Consider the following 15,825-nt stretch of genomic DNA (forward strand, 5'->3'; position numbering starts at 1 on the left):
AACTATCTGATAATTATTCTGCTCTCATTTAATTCCATGGCGTTGCAGTAGCCGCTGCACTGACATGGGAAAGAATAACTTCCCTCGCCGAGTACGGTAGCCCCCCTCATTTAGCTCCAGAGCAATCTGCTGCAACTTGTGCCCCTGCGCATGCAACAGCCCCGCCAGCCGTGCCGCCTGCTGGTTCTGCTGATTGATACGGGCATTCTCTTGTCGAATGTTCAAGCTCTTCGCGATGGCCGCCGGAGTCATATTAGCCGGTGTGCCCAGCACCGCCCCTCGGGCCTTCTTCGCGGTGAGCGCGTCGATAGTCCGTTTAGAAATCATCTCCCGCTCGTGTTGGGCGATAACGGCGAAAAGGCCCACGGTAAGAGTGTTCGCGTCCGGCATGTCACAACAGACAAATGCCACGCCTGAGTCGCGTAGCGCGAAGATGAATCCCGCGTTCCGGCTCAGCCTATCCAATTTCGCAATCAGCAACGTGGCCCCCGCCGCTCGGGCCGCGTCAATGGCCGCTAACAGCTGAGGCCGCTGATTCCTCTTGCCACTCTCGATTTCTACAAACTCCCCCAGCAGCTGGGCCGGGTCGGCAACGAAAGCAGCCACCGCCGCCCGCTGGGCTTCGAGCCCGAGGCCGGACTGGCCCTGGCGAGCGGTGCTTACCCGGTAGTAGGGGACGTAAGAGGAGGTCGCGGGCAGCATAAAACGGGAATTGGTACAAAAGTACCCCCTATTGCGGGGCTTATAACATTTATTAAACGTCCGTTTAACAAATGACTATACCCTCTATCTTCGCTTAAAATCACAAGTCGTTCTGTCATGCCCGCCTATTTTGCCTACTACCGTGTCTCGACCCAGAAGCAAGGCACCTCCGGCCTCGGCCTCGAAGCGCAGCAGGCGGCCGTAGTCAGCTTCCTGAAAGGTGTCCAACCGCAGGGTGAGTACATCGAGGTGGAGAGTGGCAAGAAGAACCAGCGGCCCCAACTGCTCGCCGCCATGGCCGCGGCCCGCGCGGCAGGTGGGGTGCTGCTTATTGCCAAGCTTGACCGGCTAAGTAGGAACGCGAGTTTCATCCTGACGCTCCGCGACGCAGGGGTGGATTTTGTCTGCTGCGACATGCCCGACGCAAACACCCTTACCGTGGGCCTTTTCGCCGTGCTCGCCCAGCACGAGCGCGAGACCATCTCGAAACGGACTAAGGATGCGCTCGCCGCCAAGAAGGCGCGCGGAGCACAATTGGGTACACCTGCGAATCTCACGGAGGCGGCCCGGGAACAGAGCCTGCTCGTGCGGCGAGCACAGGTGCAGCAGCATCCAGGCCTGCGACAAACGGCGGCCTTTATCAACTCGCGCCGTGCGCAGGGGGTGAGCTTTCGTCAGCTGGCGGGGGAGTTGAATGCGCTGGGCTTTACGGCCCCGCGTGGGGGGACCTTCAATCAAAAGCAAGTCCAGCGCCTGTACGAACGGCACCCAGTAGTTGGCAATAACCCCTCTTCCGAATGACCTCTTTATACTAAGCGTACTTACTCCTATCCAACGAAGCACCGGCGCTTACTACTGCGAGTAGCTTGCTGTTGACTGACAGGTACTCGCTGGCTAGTCTTTGGGCGTGTTGGCCCTAACACCAACTGCTACCTTTCTCGGTTGGAGCGGTTGGATTCTGTTTTGGCAAGCGCGACACTACTTTTGCTATAGTATGAGCCTGTTCCCCACCTCCCTCTACTTTGGCAATGCCGCGGGCGTCGTGCAGGAGTATGCGGACCATGTGCGCCTGCGTTACCATTCCGGACCGCGCCACTTCGACGAGTTTACGGCCTTACTCCATCATGTGACGCGGGCCCTCGCGCGCTATCACTTAGGCAAGCTGCTCGTTGACCAGCGCCAGATGACGCCTTACCTGCCGGCTGAGCAAGTGTACGTGGTGCAGCACTGGCTACCACGTACTATTGTGGAAGGAGAGTATCGCTATGGGGCCGTGGTGCAGGCCCACGATGTATTTGCCCGCTTAGCTATGGACACGATTCGGACGCAAGCGCAAGAACTACCGCTCACCTACCGCTTCTTTCCCGACGAACTAGAAGCCGTTAGTTGGTTGCAAGCCCAGCAGTTGCTGCTTCCACCTATTATTAGCTAGACTAAACCGCTCCTAGTCTAGCGTAGTAAGTAGCAGTAAAACTTACTTGACGATGGTCGGTTCCCGAACGAAGGCTGAAACTAGCTTGCGGTGAGCCGGTCATCCGCCAACTGATGGCGTAATGCCTCCCGGCCCATCCGGTGATCAAATGCGTCTTGCTAGTCCACTAACCAAGAAACCAGTTTGAGGAGGGTGCTCACGCTGGATAAGATGGCCGCACTTAGCGAAGAAGCCGGCTACTCGGTAGCCAAAATAGGGCGGCTCTTGGATGGTCGGTACGAGCACAGAGGCCCCCTGCCTAAATGAGCCTAGCAGGGGGATGGCCACGCCACTTCGTCGGCCTGTTTGGGACTTTACCAAGGTTCAGGTTACTAAAGCGCGGGATGATTGCTTGGGGAAAATAAGCGTAAGCATATGAAACGCAGGAACTAGATTACGTTTTTTCTCCTCCTGCCGCTCTCGTATGAAACTACCTGCCGACACCACTTCCGAAGGACTGGCCCCACCCCAGCACCCCGGCTTTTCGGCCGACGAGTTGCTGGATACGCAGCCCTGGGGCGTACTGGTGCTGGATGAGCAGCATATGATCAGGCGGGTCAACCAGTTGGCGGCCCACTGGTGCGGCGTGGCGCCCGCCGCGCTGCTGGGCCAGCCGCTGGCTACCGCCCGCTTGCCGTCTGCCATCCGAGCCACGCTGCGCCAGCTGCTGGAACCGGGCGAGGCATCTGCGCGGGAGGTGTTTCTGGCGCAGACGGCGCAGTGGATTAGCTTATCGGCTACCCGGCGAGCCGGGGGATGGGTACTGTACGGGCAGGACATCACCCCCCAGAAGCAGCGCGAGCAGCAGTACCAGACCCTGGCCGAGAACACGCCTGACGTGCTCACCCGCTGGACGCCCGACCTGCGCCTGCGCTATGCCAACGCCGCTTTTGCTGCTAAAACCGGCCAGTCGGTAAGTGCCCTGCTGGGCCGCACGTTTGCGGAGATGGGCGCGTCGTACGACATCACGGGCCCGTACATGGCGGCCTTGCAGCGGGTGTTCGAAACGGGCCAACCGCAGGAGCACTCCAATCCCTTTGCCGGGCCGCACGGCCCGGTATACTACCACTCGCGCCTGGTGCCCGAGGTGCGCGACGGGCAGGTGGCTACCGTGCTCGGCATCGCCCGCGACATCACGGAACTAAAGCAGATGCAGACAGAGGCCCTGCAACTGCGCGATGAGTTACTTCTGCGTGCCACCAACCAGTATCAGGCCCTGTTCCACACCATAGACCAGGGGTTTTGCGTGGTGGAAGTGCTGTTCGACGCCTCTGGCCAGCACCCTGTAGACTACCGCTACTTGGAGCTTAACTCGGTCTTTGCCCAACAGTCGGGTATGCCAGCCGACGCGCAAGGCAAAACTATCCGCGAGCTCAGGCCCGACATCGACTCGTTTTGGTTCGAGACCTTCGGGCCGGTGGCCCGCACGGGCGCAGCCGTGCGGCTGGAGCACCACGTGCCGCAGCTGGACTACTGGTTTGACGTACATGCCTTCCGGCTGGACCCGCCCGAAGCCCGCCAGGTGGCCTTGCTCTTCACCGACATCACCGCCCGCAAGCAGCAGGAGCAGCAGCAAGCGTTCCTGCTCCGGTTTTCCGATACCTTACGGGCGGAAACGAGTGCCACCAGCGTGGCGGACCAGGCGCTCGGCATGCTCGGGGAGCAGTTGCAGCTCGACCGTTGTTACATCGGCCTCTATGACCTGGCGGGGGACCGCGGCATTTTCCCCCATCAGGTGGGCAACCACCGGATACCGCCCCTGCCCGCTGAGGTGCGCTTGTCCGATTTTCCCGACGCCCTGCGCGTCGCCCATGACCAGACGTTGGTCATCGACGACCTGGCCCACACCGCCGGCCTTTCCGACACGGACCGGCACAACCTGGGGGCCCTCGGCCTGCGGGCCCTCGTCGCTGCCACGCTGCGCCGCGGGGGCGCTGGGCCGCAGTGGGCGATAGTGGCCCTGTCGGCGGACGTGCGACACTGGACGCCGGGCGAGGTGGCCCTGCTCGAAGATGCGACCGAGCGCACCTGGGCGGCCATGGAACGCGCCCGCGCCGAAGCCGCCCTGCGGGCCAGCGAAGCGCGGTACCGCACCCTGTTCGACTCCATCGACGAAGGCTTCTGCACCATCGAAATGCTGTTCGACGCGCAGGGCCACGCCACTGACTACCGCGTCCTGGAAGCCAACGCGGCCTTTGTGCGGCAAACCGGCCTGACCAACGCAGTGGGCCGCACGATGCGCGAACTGGCCCCCACGCACGAAGCTTTCTGGTTCGATACTTACGGGCAGGTGGCCCGCACCGGCGAGCCGATGCGTTTCGAGCACGAAGCCGCCGCGCTGGGCATGTTCTACGATGTGTATGCCTTCCGCATCGACGAGCCGGCGGCCCACCGCGTGGCTGTTCTGTTCCACAACGTTATAGAGCGCAAGCAGGCCGAAGAAGCCCTGCGCAAGTCGGAGGAGCAGTTCCGGCTCTTTGTCACGGCCAGCTCCGACGTGCTCTACCGCATGGATGCCGGCTGGCAGCACATGCTGTACCTGGACGGCCGCAGCGTGCTGGCTGACACCGCCGGGCCCACCGCCACCTGGCTGGAGGCCTACATCCCGCCCGCTGACCAGCCCGCCGTGGAAGCCGCCATTCAGGCGGCCATCGCGGGCCCGCACTTCTTTGCGCTCGAACACCGTATCGTGCAGGCCGATGGCTCGGTGGGCTGGACGTCTTCGCACGCCGTGCCGGTGCTGAATGCACAAGGTGAGCTGGTGGAGTGGTTTGGCACGGCCACCAACATCACGGCCCGCAAGAAGGTTGAGGAAGCGCTGCGCCTGAGTGAGGAGCGCTTGCAACTGGCCCTGCAGGCCGGCCACTTGGGGAGCTTCGAGTGGACTTCGGCCGACAATTGCCTCCGCTTGTCGGCCATGTCGGAGCAAGTGCTGGGGCTGCTGCCCGGGGCTGCCGATGCCACCAGCGACACGGGCTTAGCCCTGGTGCACCCCGACGACCGCGCCCGCCAACAAGCTATATTTGAGCAGGCCAGCCGCACGGGCGAAGATTTCCACAGCATTTACCGTATTGTGCGCCCCCGCGACGGGCAGGTGCGCTGGCTGGAAGAATATGGCCAGGGCACCCGCGACCCCACCACGGGTATCATCCAGCTGCGGGGCGTGCACTGGGACGTGACCGAGCGGGTGCAGGCCCAGCAGCAGCTGGCCGAATTCAACACGCAGCTGGAGCAGCAGGTGGCCGCCCGCACCCAGGAGCTGCAGGAAAGCCGCAACTTGTTGCAAACCGTATTCGACGCCTCGCCCACCGCTATTGTCGTCCTGCGCATCCTGCGCGACGCGGCGGGTCAGCCTGAGGATTTTGAAATTCTGCTTTACAATGAGTTCAACAAGCAGATAGTGGGCCGGGCCGACCTGGCCGGGCAACGCTTCACGGCCATGTTCCCCAACACGGTACCTGCCGGCATCCTAGCCCGGTTGCTAGCGGTCGCTACCACCGGGGAGCCGGCAGATTTTGAGAATTGGTACGAGGGCGAAGGCATGCAGCACTGGTTTCGCCATATTGTCGTGCGCCAAGCCGGCTTGGTCGTGCTGACGACGGAAGTGATCACCGCCCGTAAACAGGCCGAGCAGGAGCGCACCCGCAACCTGCGGCTGTTGGAACAAGCCGAAGCCGTCGCCGGCCTGGGCAGCTGGGACTACGACCTGCTGACCCAAGAATTTTTGTGGTCCGAGGGCATGTACCAGCTGTTTGACCTGCCGCTCGGGCAAACCATCACCCCCAACATCTACCTGGATTACGTGGTGGCAGAAGACCGGCCCCACGCCGAGCAGCTCGTGCACTGCCTGACCACGGGCACTGACTGCTTCGAGGACACCCTGCGCCTGCGGGTGGGGGAGCAGGTCAAAACCGTGCGCATCAAAGTCGTGGTGCTCTACGACGAGGCGGGCCAGCCGGTGCGGGTGCTGGGCGTGGACCTGGACATCAGCCAGCTGCAGCGCCTCGAAGCCGACAACTTGCGCCTGCACCTGACGCAGCAGCAGGCTTTGTTCGAGGCCGTGCAGGCCGTTCAGGAAGCCGAGCGCAAGCGCATGGCTGAGAGCCTGCACAATGGCATCGGCCAGATGCTTTTTGCCACCAAGCTGCGCCTGGACCAACTGCACACCCCGGTGCTGGACACGCTGCCGGCCCTGGCCGCCGCCCGCAACGAGGCCTACCAACTGCTGAGCGAAGCTATTCAGCAGACCCGCGCCCTTTCCCACGAGCTGGTGCCGCTGGCGCTCGAAAAGTTTGGCCTGGCTGCCGCCCTGCGAGACGTTGCCAATAAGATGAGCACGCCGCAGCTGCGCCTGCGTAGCCACGTGCTGCTGGATGAGGCCGCGGCCCCGCTCGCGTCAGCGCTGCAGATGGCCCTTTACCGCATGGCCCAGGAACTGGCCCTGAACATTGTGAAGCACGCCACCGGCGCTACCAACGCCAGCCTGGAGCTGGAAACCATGCCAGGCTGGGTGATGCTGCGGGCCGAGGACAACGGCCCTGGGTTCGCTCCGGGCAACAGCCCCGGCCTGGGCCTGCGTAGCATCCGCGATCGGGTGGCCCTGCTCCGGGGCCAAGTCGAAACCGGCACGGCTTCGTTCGGCGGAGCGTACGTGCGCATTCGCATTCCAATCCCTGATTTCCTGACCCTATGATACGCTTATTTCTCGTAGATGACCACACCTTACTGCGCGCCGGCCTGCGGACGCTTTTCCAGCACCCCCCCGAACTGCAGGTAGTCGGGGAAGCCAAAAATGGCGCGCAGCTGCTCGCTCAATTGCCCAGTACCCCCTGCGAGGTGGTGCTGCTGGACCTGCACATTGCCGGAATTCAATGGCCTGGCTACCACCCAGCGTTTGCGCGCAGAGTTTCCTGAAGTGAGGGTGCTCATCCTCTCGATGGCCGATAACGCGCTAGCTATTGGGTAGGTCCTGGCGGCGGGGGCCAGTGGTTACGTGGTAAAAAATACCGGGCCCAACGAGATGCTAGTGGCCGTGCGGACTATCGCCGCCGGCAAGCGGTCTTTGTGTTCCGAGCTGGGGTTGACCATGCTGGAGCAGGTGTTGGCCGGGGTGCCCGAAGTGGCCGCTAAGCCCACGAGCGGCCTCACGGCCCGGGAGCATGAAATCCTGCGGCTGGTGGCCGACGGGCTCACCACCGCCCAGATTGCCGACCAGCTCTTCACCAGCCCGCGCACGGTAGAAACGCACCGGCAGCACCTGCTGGAAAAGACCGGCACCAAGAACACGGCGGCCCTAGTGAGAGAGGCTATGAGCCAGGGCTGGCTGAGCTGAGTTCGCTGGCGGCTACTCCCCTCCAAAAATAGACCGTTTTTTGGAGGGTTTACCAACGTGCCCTAGTAAGCCAGAAATGCAGGTTTTTGGGGGCGTATTTCGACACCGTTTATTGGAGGGCTTATCAGGGGCTTTGTGCGTAAGAATTAGGCCTTACTTTGCCACCATGAAGTCTTTGCTCTTTCTGCTATTAGTCGTCCTGCTTATTCCCTTCAAGAGCTCGGCGCAAGCTGCCTTGCCCGATACCTTACGCTACCAAGAGGTGGTGCCCGTCCCGGGCGTATCGGCGGACGAATTGTACGGCCGGGTACGCGAATGGGTCGCGCTTACGTTTGAAGACGTGCACCAAGTCCTGCAGCTGGAGGATGCCCGGCGGCATGTGGTGATCGGAAGCGGGTATTCGCGGGTGCATACGCGTCGCCCCAATGGCAAGCCCGGGGCGAGTGATAAACTCTGGCTGCGCTTTCGCGTTGAAACGCGCGAGGGACGCTACCGGGTAGAAATCTCGAATTTGGGGGCAGTCCGCGATTTCTCTACCTCTGACCATCCGGCTTACGTCTTGCATGACCTGAATCGCTGGATACAAGCGGCCCAGGCGACGCAAGCCGAGAGCCGGCGGCATGAGGCGCTGAGCCAGGGCTTCCCCGCCATCAGTACTTATCTGACGACCGAGCAAGTGGGTCTACTCAAAGCCGGGCTGGATGAGAGCGTGCAGCGGCTGTTGCAGAGTCTGCGCAAAACAGTGACTGCCCCCCCTATCGCTTGGTGAACAACCGTATGCGCGTCGCGATTTATGCCCGGGTGTCGACCAAGGACAAAGGCCAGGACACCGAAAACCAGCTCCACCAGTTGCGTGCCTTTGCCGAACAGCACGGGACGATCTATCAGGTATACACCGACCAGGAGTCGGGGGGCAAAGCTGATCGTAGTGACTTCAAGCGTCTGTTGCTGGAGGCCTACCAGCAGAAGTTCGATCTGATCGTGTTCTGGCGCCTGGACCGCTTCAGCCGGGAAGGTGCGCTGGCCACGCTGCGCTACCTGAAGGAGCTCAAAGACCATGGGGTGAATTACAAGTCCTACAGCGAGCCCTACCTCGATTCACTCGGGCCCTTCGGGGACGTGATTGTCTCGATGCTGGCCACCATCGCGGCGCAGGACCTGATTAAGATTTCGGAGAATACGAAGGCGGCCCTGGCCAAAAAGAAGGCAGCTGGCGTGCAGCTGGGCGCGCCCACCAAAAGCGCCGAAACCGTGGCGCAGGTACGGCGGCTCAAAGCCAGTGGCGCCTCAAATCAGACCATCGCGCGGGCGCTGAAGATGTCGCCTAGTACCGTAGCTAAATACCTTTTAGAGGCCTAAAAAGGGCCTTTTTCAAACTTTGCTGCCGCTGTATCTGCCACTAAAAATAGGCATGATGCCCATTCGCAGCGCAATAAAGAAGCTTTTCTTGCCGGGTGGCGCGACCTATTCTCGTGGTACGCTCACCCGACTGCTGCGTGCTACTCGATTATTACCGCGCGCAAGTGCGTGCAGCCAACGGACGGCCGCCTCCAGCGGCTCCGCTGAACCTGCAAAGGCCGTGTTATGGCCCAGCGCTGGAAATAACTGGTACTGGTAGGCTTTGCCCTGGGCGCGCAGCGTATCGAGGTTGGCCATAGATTCGCGTACGGGGGCTTGGATATCTTGGCCGCCGAACAACCACAACCCCGGGATGGTCAGCGTAGCCAGCAGGGCACGCGCATCGGTGTCAGTAAACTTATAGCGGTCGGGGTCGTGGCGCAGGTGCTCTCGGGCATCGGCTTCGGTGTGCGTTTGCCAAAAGTGGGCGTCGCCGGCCGTGTAAAACTGGAAGCGCAGTTGCTCGCGTACTGTCACCACGGGCCCGCTGAAGAGCACTAGAAAGCGCACGGCTGGGTTTTGCTGGGCGGCCAGCGGCATCACCCAGCCTGCCTGACTCCCGCCCAGCAGGCCCACTGGGCCGTGGTGGGTAGGTAGCCACGCCACCAGGGTCGTCAGGGCGGCGCTGGCATCGGTAGCAAGCAAACGCAGATTGGCGGCCGCCACGTTGTTAGTGCCCACCTCGGGCCCCACGTACTCCCCGCCCGAAGCGCCCACGCCACGCTTGTCGTAGGTGAGCACGGCGATGCTCCGCGCGGCTAGCTGTCCCGCTAGGCCAAGTTGCCGCGGTTCCTGCCCGGACCCGTGGACCAGGACCACGGCCGCCACCGCGGGACGGGTGGGTAGCACGAGCGTGCCGGCCAGCGTAGTGCCCGCACTCACAAAGGTTATAGGGGTGGTGCGATAGTGGGAAGGCTGGGCCCGCCCAGGCGCCGGGGCGAAGCTGGCCAGTAGCCCGAGCCAGACCAGCCATCGGCGGCTAGCTGCATCAAAGAGCGAGGCGAGTAACAGCAGCTGGTGCATAGGTAACAGGTGAAAAAAGGCGGTCGGGAAGGCTGGGCGCTGAGGGGTAGCCTAGCGGGCGGTGGCGGCGGCTCGCAGCAAGTAATAGGCGACGACCAGGCTCAGGCCCGCGCCGAAGAAGATGGTGGCCGGGTACACGTAGTTTTGCTCGCCCAGGAGCTGGGTCAGCACGGCCCCGGCCGTAATGCCGGCCGCGATGCCCATGCTGAGCACGCCGAGCAGTAGTAGCAGGGGTAGATAGCTGCTCGACTGGGCAAACGCCGTGGGGTCCAAGCCCTTCTCGATAAGGGCCAGCCGTTCACGCGAGCGGGTCGTGAAGTAGTAGTAAGCAATCCCGAACCCAGCCAAAGCGAGGCTGATGGTAATGGGGATGGTAATAGGGGCGATGGCTTCGAGCGAATGATCCATAAGTGACGAGTGCAGTAGTTTGCCCCTTAGACTACCAAAGGCCGCGTGTGGTCACACGGTGTGACCACACGCGGCCTTTGGTAGTCTAAGCCCGTACATGGATTTCTTTCAGCCCCCTTCCGCGGACGACCGGCTGCTGCGGCAAGCTGGTCAGGGCCAGCCCCAAGCCCTAGCGCAGCTCGTGCAGCGCTACCAAGCCCTGGCCTATACCGTGGCCGTGCGCGTGGTGGGCAACCCGGAGGATGCCGAAGAAGTCGTGCAAGACGCGTTTCTCAAGGCGTTTGCGGCCCTTCGGCAGTTTCAACGCGCGGCCAAGTTTTCGACCTGGCTCTACCGCATTGTCTACAACACGGCCCTGACCAAGAAACGCGCGCAGGGGCGGCACCGGGAGCTACCGCTCACGCCGGCGACCCCCGAGCCCCTAACCACGAGCGGCGACGGCTGGGCCGCGGTGCGGCAGGCCGACCAGCAGAAATACCTGGCCCTGGCGTTGGCCCGCTTACCGGCCGACGACGCCTTGGTGCTCACCCTACATTACCTGGGCGAGCAAAGTATTGCCGAACTGTGCACCATCCTGGGCAAGAAAACTTCGGCCGTCAAAATGCAGTTACTTCGCAGCCGCCAGCAGCTGGAAGAGGCCCTCCTGCAGCTCCTCCCCACCGAACATCAGCACCTGCTATGAGCCAGCGTCTGCCTTCCGCCCCCGACCCGGTCAAAGCGTTGCTCCAGGCGCAGGGACTGCAGCAGCCCTCCGCGGCTTTTTCCGCCGCGCTCACGCGCCAGGTGGTGGCCCGTTATGCCGCTCCCCCAGTCGCGCCTTACCAGGCAGGGGCCTGGCTGGGCAAGGCGATTCTGCTCGTGTTGGGGAGCCTCTTAGGGCTGGTCCTGTACGTGCGACCCCTAGTTACTACAGGCATCCTGGCGCCGTCGCTCGCCGCCGCCGTGCTGGGCTTGGGTGGCGTGCTCTGGCTGTTCGAGCACTATCGCCAGCACCAAAGCAAGCTTGTCACGCCTTAAAGAGGCTCGTTTAAGAAATGTGACAAGCCTAAAAATACATTTCAGATGCTGGAGTCGTTGCTGCTAGTAGGTAAAAAATTAGTAGGTGGCCGTTGGATGACCTAAACCAGTGCGTATCCCCTTGGCTTACCTACTCCCGCGTGCGAAACTTCACCTCGTACTGCTTTAGGGGATAGCCATTTTCATCTTGGAAGCCACCGCCATTGAGCACAAAGGAGTACGTGTGCCCTGGCTGAAGCGCTACTTGGTAGGTGTAGAAACGTGTATCAGTGCCAAAGCCCGGCTGTTTAACGACCGGGAACGTAGCTTTTCCGCCGGGACCATAGTCCGTGCTATGGCCGCTGGGATCCATTGGACTAGCAAACTCTATCCGAATTTCGCGCACCGAAGCATCAAGCAAGCCCTGCGCATCCGGCGCCGGCCAGAAGCGTGTGACGACGGGGCGGCGCTGCTCATAGGCCGCCAGAACCTGCGCTTTATCCAGCGGCTGCGGGTAGTAGTGGGTTTTGGTTAGGAACGCTTCGACCGTTTGGTCATTGGTGTAGTCTAGCTCAATGAGTTCTTTCAGGGCCTGCTGCTTATCGCGTGCCTGTTGGTAGTACCGCTTGCCTATCGCATAGCCCATGTAGTAGCCTAGGTCGGGGATGTGGCCGGGTTTGTCGAGCTGATTGTAAAACCAATTGGAAATGTTGGGCGTGAACAACTCCAGTTTGAAGCGCTCTTTCAACTCGGCTTCGTGGGCCGGCCCGTAGCTCATGTAGGGCAGCTGTACTTTTTGGCCGGTTACCAGTTCCACCACTAAATCGCAGGTACCTTCATAGAGCGCTTGCCCCAGCACGGTGTTGCCCGGCCCATGCTCTTGCGTGTGCACGTACTCGTGCACATTGAGCGGGATCATATTGTTAACAGGCGTGCGGGCAAACACGCTCGCCAAAAAGGCGTGGTCCTTGCCCGTAAATTCTGAAATATCGGTCTGAGGATTGCCCGTTTCTAACTCGGCGCCAATAAGCACCAAACTATCCTTAGTCGTTCCGCCCGAGCGCAGGGCCCCAATCGTGAAGTAGATACTGGCGGGTCGCAGCGCGGGGTAGAGCTGCTGAAATTTGGCGAGGTAAGGGGCTAAGTGCTGCGCCCCCGTCTTGGCGAGCTGGGTGGAGGGGCGAATCGAGTTCCAGAATTTAGGATGGCGGCGAATCGAGCCGACCCATTCGGCGGCCGTATAGCCCTCGACTTGCTGCAACGCACGCAAGCCGGGAGTACCAGGGGCGAGATAGAGCCGCGTGAAGAGCGCCACCTGGCGCAGGCTGTCGGAGCTGGTGCGCACACTATCATACGCGAGCCAAAACCGGTCAATGTCGGAGGAGAAGACTCGTTGCTTGGGTTGTTGGGCAACGGCTGCTGTAAAACTTAAAAAGCTGATGAACAGACACAGTAGGCGTAACATAAGAAAGTACAAGGCAGAAAAGCTACGAGGAACGCGGTTAGCTACTAAGGCTACCGCTAGCGTAGCTGTTTCGTTACTGCCCTGCTAAATAAGCGAAAAGTGCCGAGTGCCAGAAGGCCATGCTCCGAACTAACAAAGTAGGATACCGCGCCTGGCGGCCGAGTCACGAACAGCCTAGCTGGTAAGACTCGACCGAGAATACTTTTTTTAGTAGACAGTAGTGCCGAGTTTATCACGGTACTTAAACGCACGTTTACAAAACGTCTTTTGCGGCCGGGCAGCTAGTAATCTTGGATGCCCATGGTTGACCACTCGTCTAGCAGGTCCCAGAAATCTACGACATCGGGCGCTTCGTCATCCCACCAGACTAAGCCGGCAGGTACTGCCTGATTAAAGTCCCAGCAGAGGTAGCCCCCCGCCCCTGACGAAAAGACGCTCACCACGTTGGCTAGAGAGAAAGAGCTAGGCAAATCTAGTTCGTCGAGCAAGCCCCATTCGAGCTCGGACAGCACCATGGTTTCGGCCAGCGGGAGGAGCCCGACGGCATGGGAGACGACTTCATACCAGCCATTATGAAGCTGGGTGTAGAACAGGGCAAATCGGTCGGGCCAGGCAAAGCCCTGCAGGGTAGCGGGGAGGTGGGTGGACGCCACGGGGGCGTGCCCTAGGTAATGCAAGACCTCGCCGCGGGGGTTCTGGAACACATAGAGCAGACAACAGCCCGTGGCGTGGACGAGCACTTCTACCGTGACCAGATGCTGCCGAAAAACGCGCAGCAGGGTACTGAATTCGTCTGGATAGCATTGCTCCCAGAGAGCGATGACCAAGCGGACTCTTTCTGGGGCCGTCGCCCCGAGCAGCCCCTGCCAGGCCGGGGGCACTACCATCTCTGTCGGGAGGTCGCGGAGCACAGAGAAGGCACCTAGGTACTGGGAGAGATCGGCGTAGGGAGCAGGCATACCAAGCAGGAGGAAGTGGCGTCGGGGGCTAGCAGTAGGAGCTAGCAGCTACGCTAGTTGCGCAATACTACACAGCTCCACAAAAGCATAAATGCGATTACCCCAAGCAGTTTATTATAGCACAAGGGTTGCAATAACGAGCTAAATACTATTATATACCACCTGATTAGTAGTTAGTTACCAGCCCAAACAGCCGAGAGTTTACTCTTCAATAAAACCATCGTTGCCGCGGCTACATCTTCCCCCGGTTTGGCTTTTGTTTCAAAGTCGCGCAGAATAATATGGTCGTAATACTAGAACATACTTTAGAATTTCGTGGCATTATTAATACTTTGCCTTCGCAATGCAGCCTGCACAAACCAGGTAACACTTACTTCCTTCTGTAATCGAGTTACCCCCTTTTTGTAGTCGCATCATACAGCTAAAAAGTATCGAAAACTGCCTCTAGTGACTACAAGAGCTGTTTTTCTCAATGATGCGACTACAAAAAGGGGGCGTGCCCCCTAGGTGATAGACTACTCAACGTACCCTGCTCTTTCTCAAACCTTTGAAATCAAAACTTCTAAAATAAACTAGCTGTTTATTTTCTTTATAAACTTTACTAGTTTACGGGTGCCGTAACTAACTGATTTTTAGATGCCCACAAGGGCATACGACTACAAAAAGGGGGCGATACGACTACAAAAAGGGGGCGATACGACTACAAAAAGGGGGCAACACGACTACAAAAAGGGGGCGAAAGCGGGATAATGCGACTACAAAAAGGGGGCAACACGACTACAAAAATAAAAATGTGTAGTCGCATTGACTGTCTACCCCTATTTTTGAGTATCCTTAATCAGTAGTCCGGCCTTCTTGTGGAAACAATCCCGACGATATCTGCCAATCCGCTGGTTGTGCAGCACAATGCGTTAGTCAATGCCAAGTTTGACTTGAACACGCACGAAGCTCGGCTATTTCTTGCGCTCCTTGCGCGGCTGCAACGCACGGACACAACGTTCAGCAAGTGTCAACTGCTAGTACGTGAGATTGTGCCAAGTACCGGCAGCAACAACGTGTATGACCAGGTACGGCGGATGCTGAAAGACTTCGCTAGCCGCACACTTACTATCGAGAAGTTGAGTGCCGACGGCCGCCCGCTGAAGAAGCCCAGTTTTACAGTCATTCCTCTGCTAGCTTATGCGACCTACCTAGAGGGGGAGGGCATGATTGAGGCGCAATTCAATGACCTGCTCCTACCCTATTTGTTGGAGCTACGTGACAACTTCACTAAGGCCCAGCTAGCGGAGCTGCTAAAACTGAAAAGCGCGAGTTCCTATCGCATCTATTGGTTGCTACGCGAGTATGGGGCCTTTGGCAAACGTACCATCCGCCTGGATGAGCTAAAAGCTATACTGGGACTGGACAAGGAGTACGACCGCTTTAACAACTTTCGCGCTCGCATACTTGACCGAGCTCAGGCCGAACTGGCCGCCACCGATTTACCATTCACTTACGAAGCCATCAAGCAAGGTCGGGAGGTAGTAGAAATCAGATTTTCGTTTAAGCCTGTTTCAACGAGCCCGCCCGCCGCGGCACTAAGCAACGACTATAGCGAGTGGGAAGCCGCGGTATTGGAGGCTGGAGTGTCTGCGGCTAGTTTACCGCTTATTCAAGCTCGCTTAGCTGCCGGTGACTACGACCTCGGCTATGTGCGCTATGTCTTGGATACTGTGAAAAGTCAGGTTCGGACGGGAAAAATCAAGAAGGAAGGTGGGGCTGTATTCAAAGCACTGACGGATGGCTATTTGCTACCAGAATATCAGCAAAAGCTTAACGCTAGCGCTAGTAAGAAGAAAATCAATCCTGCTTTAACTGCTCAGCGTAAAAAGCTTCTGAGTGAGCTAGAAGATGCTCACAACAGCCTGAAATTTATTCAAACAGCTGTCATCTATAATGATGATACTAGGCTAGTAGCTCTAGCTGAAGTACAAGCAAAAATTAATCAGTTACAGAAGCAGTTATCTGCTTAGCTAGTAGAATTATAGATAATAAAACAGCACTCTATTTTGCACGTAGTTTTACACTTATT

The 15,825-nt window shown here is 59.4% G+C and carries 15 protein-coding genes; 10 read left to right on the top strand and 5 right to left on the bottom strand.

Annotated elements, in window-relative coordinates; genetic code table 11:
- Positions 1–24: 24 nt before the first annotated feature.
- Complete coding sequence (locus ACFSDX_RS18525) at positions 25–702, bottom strand: recombinase family protein (protein WP_382316260.1); 678 nt, start codon at positions 700–702, stop codon at positions 25–27.
- Between the two features lie 117 nt (positions 703–819).
- Here ACFSDX_RS18525 and ACFSDX_RS18530 point away from each other — a divergent pair, with 117 nt between their 5' ends.
- The 7 genes from ACFSDX_RS18530 to ACFSDX_RS18560 all read left to right on the top strand — a co-directional run bounded on the left by ACFSDX_RS18530 (position 820) and on the right by ACFSDX_RS18560 (position 8,864).
- Complete coding sequence (locus ACFSDX_RS18530; protein ID WP_382316262.1) at positions 820–1,503, top strand: recombinase family protein; 684 nt, start codon at positions 820–822, stop codon at positions 1,501–1,503.
- A gap of 193 nt (positions 1,504–1,696) precedes the next feature.
- Positions 1,697–2,134, top strand: coding sequence for a hypothetical protein (locus ACFSDX_RS18535; protein ID WP_382316264.1), 438 nt, complete (start codon positions 1,697–1,699; stop codon positions 2,132–2,134).
- Positions 2,135–2,597: 463 nt separating this feature from the next.
- A complete protein-coding gene (locus ACFSDX_RS18540; protein WP_382316266.1) occupies positions 2,598–6,866 on the top strand; it encodes a PAS domain-containing protein in 4,269 nt (1,422 codons plus the stop codon).
- Positions 6,863–7,087, top strand: a complete 225-nt coding sequence (locus ACFSDX_RS18545) for a response regulator transcription factor (protein WP_382316268.1) — start codon at positions 6,863–6,865, stop codon at positions 7,085–7,087. Before ACFSDX_RS18540 ends, ACFSDX_RS18545 begins: the two co-directional genes overlap by 4 nt.
- Positions 7,088–7,166: 79 nt before the next feature.
- Positions 7,167–7,505, top strand: a complete 339-nt coding sequence (locus ACFSDX_RS18550) for a response regulator transcription factor (RefSeq protein ID WP_382316270.1) — start codon at positions 7,167–7,169, stop codon at positions 7,503–7,505.
- A gap of 166 nt (positions 7,506–7,671) precedes the next feature.
- Complete coding sequence (locus ACFSDX_RS18555) at positions 7,672–8,274, top strand: DUF4468 domain-containing protein (RefSeq protein WP_382316272.1); 603 nt, start codon at positions 7,672–7,674, stop codon at positions 8,272–8,274.
- 8 nt (positions 8,275–8,282) lie between these two features.
- Positions 8,283–8,864 (top strand): recombinase family protein, encoded by a 582-nt coding sequence (locus tag ACFSDX_RS18560; RefSeq protein WP_382316273.1) that lies wholly within the window; start codon positions 8,283–8,285, stop codon positions 8,862–8,864.
- 105 nt (positions 8,865–8,969) lie between these two features.
- Here ACFSDX_RS18560 and ACFSDX_RS18565 read toward each other — a convergent pair whose 3' ends face one another.
- Positions 8,970–9,926 carry an alpha/beta hydrolase family protein gene (locus ACFSDX_RS18565; RefSeq protein ID WP_382316275.1) on the bottom strand — a complete coding sequence of 319 codons (957 nt, stop codon included), beginning with the start codon at positions 9,924–9,926 and terminating at the stop codon, positions 8,970–8,972.
- Positions 9,927–9,977: 51 nt separating this feature from the next.
- Positions 9,978–10,334 carry a DUF6249 domain-containing protein gene (locus tag ACFSDX_RS18570; protein WP_382316276.1) on the bottom strand — a complete coding sequence of 119 codons (357 nt, stop codon included), beginning with the start codon at positions 10,332–10,334 and terminating at the stop codon, positions 9,978–9,980.
- Positions 10,335–10,431: 97 nt separating this feature from the next.
- On the opposite strand from ACFSDX_RS18570, the gene ACFSDX_RS18575 reads away from it, so the two are divergent.
- The gene (locus ACFSDX_RS18575; RefSeq protein ID WP_382316278.1) at positions 10,432–11,016 is read left to right on the top strand and encodes an RNA polymerase sigma factor; all 585 of its coding nucleotides are present in this window, start codon (positions 10,432–10,434) and stop codon (positions 11,014–11,016) included.
- The gene (locus ACFSDX_RS18580; protein WP_382316280.1) at positions 11,013–11,351 is read left to right on the top strand and encodes a hypothetical protein; all 339 of its coding nucleotides are present in this window, start codon (positions 11,013–11,015) and stop codon (positions 11,349–11,351) included. Before ACFSDX_RS18575 ends, ACFSDX_RS18580 begins: the two co-directional genes overlap by 4 nt.
- Positions 11,352–11,481: 130 nt before the next feature.
- Here ACFSDX_RS18580 and ACFSDX_RS18585 read toward each other — a convergent pair whose 3' ends face one another.
- Both ACFSDX_RS18585 and ACFSDX_RS18590 read right to left on the bottom strand, forming a co-directional pair.
- Entirely contained in the window at positions 11,482–12,795 is a 1,314-nt protein-coding gene (locus ACFSDX_RS18585) for an Ig-like domain-containing protein (RefSeq protein ID WP_382316282.1), read from the bottom strand.
- 281 nt (positions 12,796–13,076) lie between these two features.
- The gene (locus ACFSDX_RS18590; RefSeq protein WP_382316284.1) at positions 13,077–13,499 is read right to left on the bottom strand and encodes a hypothetical protein; all 423 of its coding nucleotides are present in this window, start codon (positions 13,497–13,499) and stop codon (positions 13,077–13,079) included.
- A 1,112-nt stretch (positions 13,500–14,611) separates the two neighbouring features.
- Between ACFSDX_RS18590 and ACFSDX_RS18595 the strand changes: the two genes are divergently transcribed.
- On the top strand, positions 14,612–15,766 hold the full coding sequence (locus ACFSDX_RS18595; protein WP_382316286.1) for a replication initiation protein: 1,155 nt from the start codon (positions 14,612–14,614) through the stop codon (positions 15,764–15,766).
- The last annotated feature ends 59 nt before the right edge of the window (positions 15,767–15,825 follow it).

The sequence above is a fragment of the Hymenobacter bucti genome, assembly GCF_042681145.1.
In the GTDB taxonomy this organism is placed as follows: domain Bacteria; phylum Bacteroidota; class Bacteroidia; order Cytophagales; family Hymenobacteraceae; genus Hymenobacter; species Hymenobacter bucti.

Coding starts and splice junctions, on each gene's coding strand:
- ACFSDX_RS18535 (WP_382316264.1), top strand. CDS start 1,697: ATGAGCCTGTTCCCCACCTCCCTCTACTTTGGCAATGCCGCGGGCGTC.
- ACFSDX_RS18565 (WP_382316275.1), bottom strand. CDS start 9,926: ATGCACCAGCTGCTGTTACTCGCCTCGCTCTTTGATGCAGCTAGCCGC.
- ACFSDX_RS18570 (WP_382316276.1), bottom strand. CDS start 10,334: ATGGATCATTCGCTCGAAGCCATCGCCCCTATTACCATCCCCATTACC.
- ACFSDX_RS18540 (WP_382316266.1), top strand. CDS start 2,598: ATGAAACTACCTGCCGACACCACTTCCGAAGGACTGGCCCCACCCCAG.
- ACFSDX_RS18580 (WP_382316280.1), top strand. CDS start 11,013: ATGAGCCAGCGTCTGCCTTCCGCCCCCGACCCGGTCAAAGCGTTGCTC.
- ACFSDX_RS18560 (WP_382316273.1), top strand. CDS start 8,283: ATGCGCGTCGCGATTTATGCCCGGGTGTCGACCAAGGACAAAGGCCAG.
- ACFSDX_RS18575 (WP_382316278.1), top strand. CDS start 10,432: ATGGATTTCTTTCAGCCCCCTTCCGCGGACGACCGGCTGCTGCGGCAA.
- ACFSDX_RS18530 (WP_382316262.1), top strand. CDS start 820: ATGCCCGCCTATTTTGCCTACTACCGTGTCTCGACCCAGAAGCAAGGC.
- ACFSDX_RS18525 (WP_382316260.1), bottom strand. CDS start 702: ATGCTGCCCGCGACCTCCTCTTACGTCCCCTACTACCGGGTAAGCACC.
- ACFSDX_RS18545 (WP_382316268.1), top strand. CDS start 6,863: ATGATACGCTTATTTCTCGTAGATGACCACACCTTACTGCGCGCCGGC.
- ACFSDX_RS18585 (WP_382316282.1), bottom strand. CDS start 12,795: ATGTTACGCCTACTGTGTCTGTTCATCAGCTTTTTAAGTTTTACAGCA.
- ACFSDX_RS18555 (WP_382316272.1), top strand. CDS start 7,672: ATGAAGTCTTTGCTCTTTCTGCTATTAGTCGTCCTGCTTATTCCCTTC.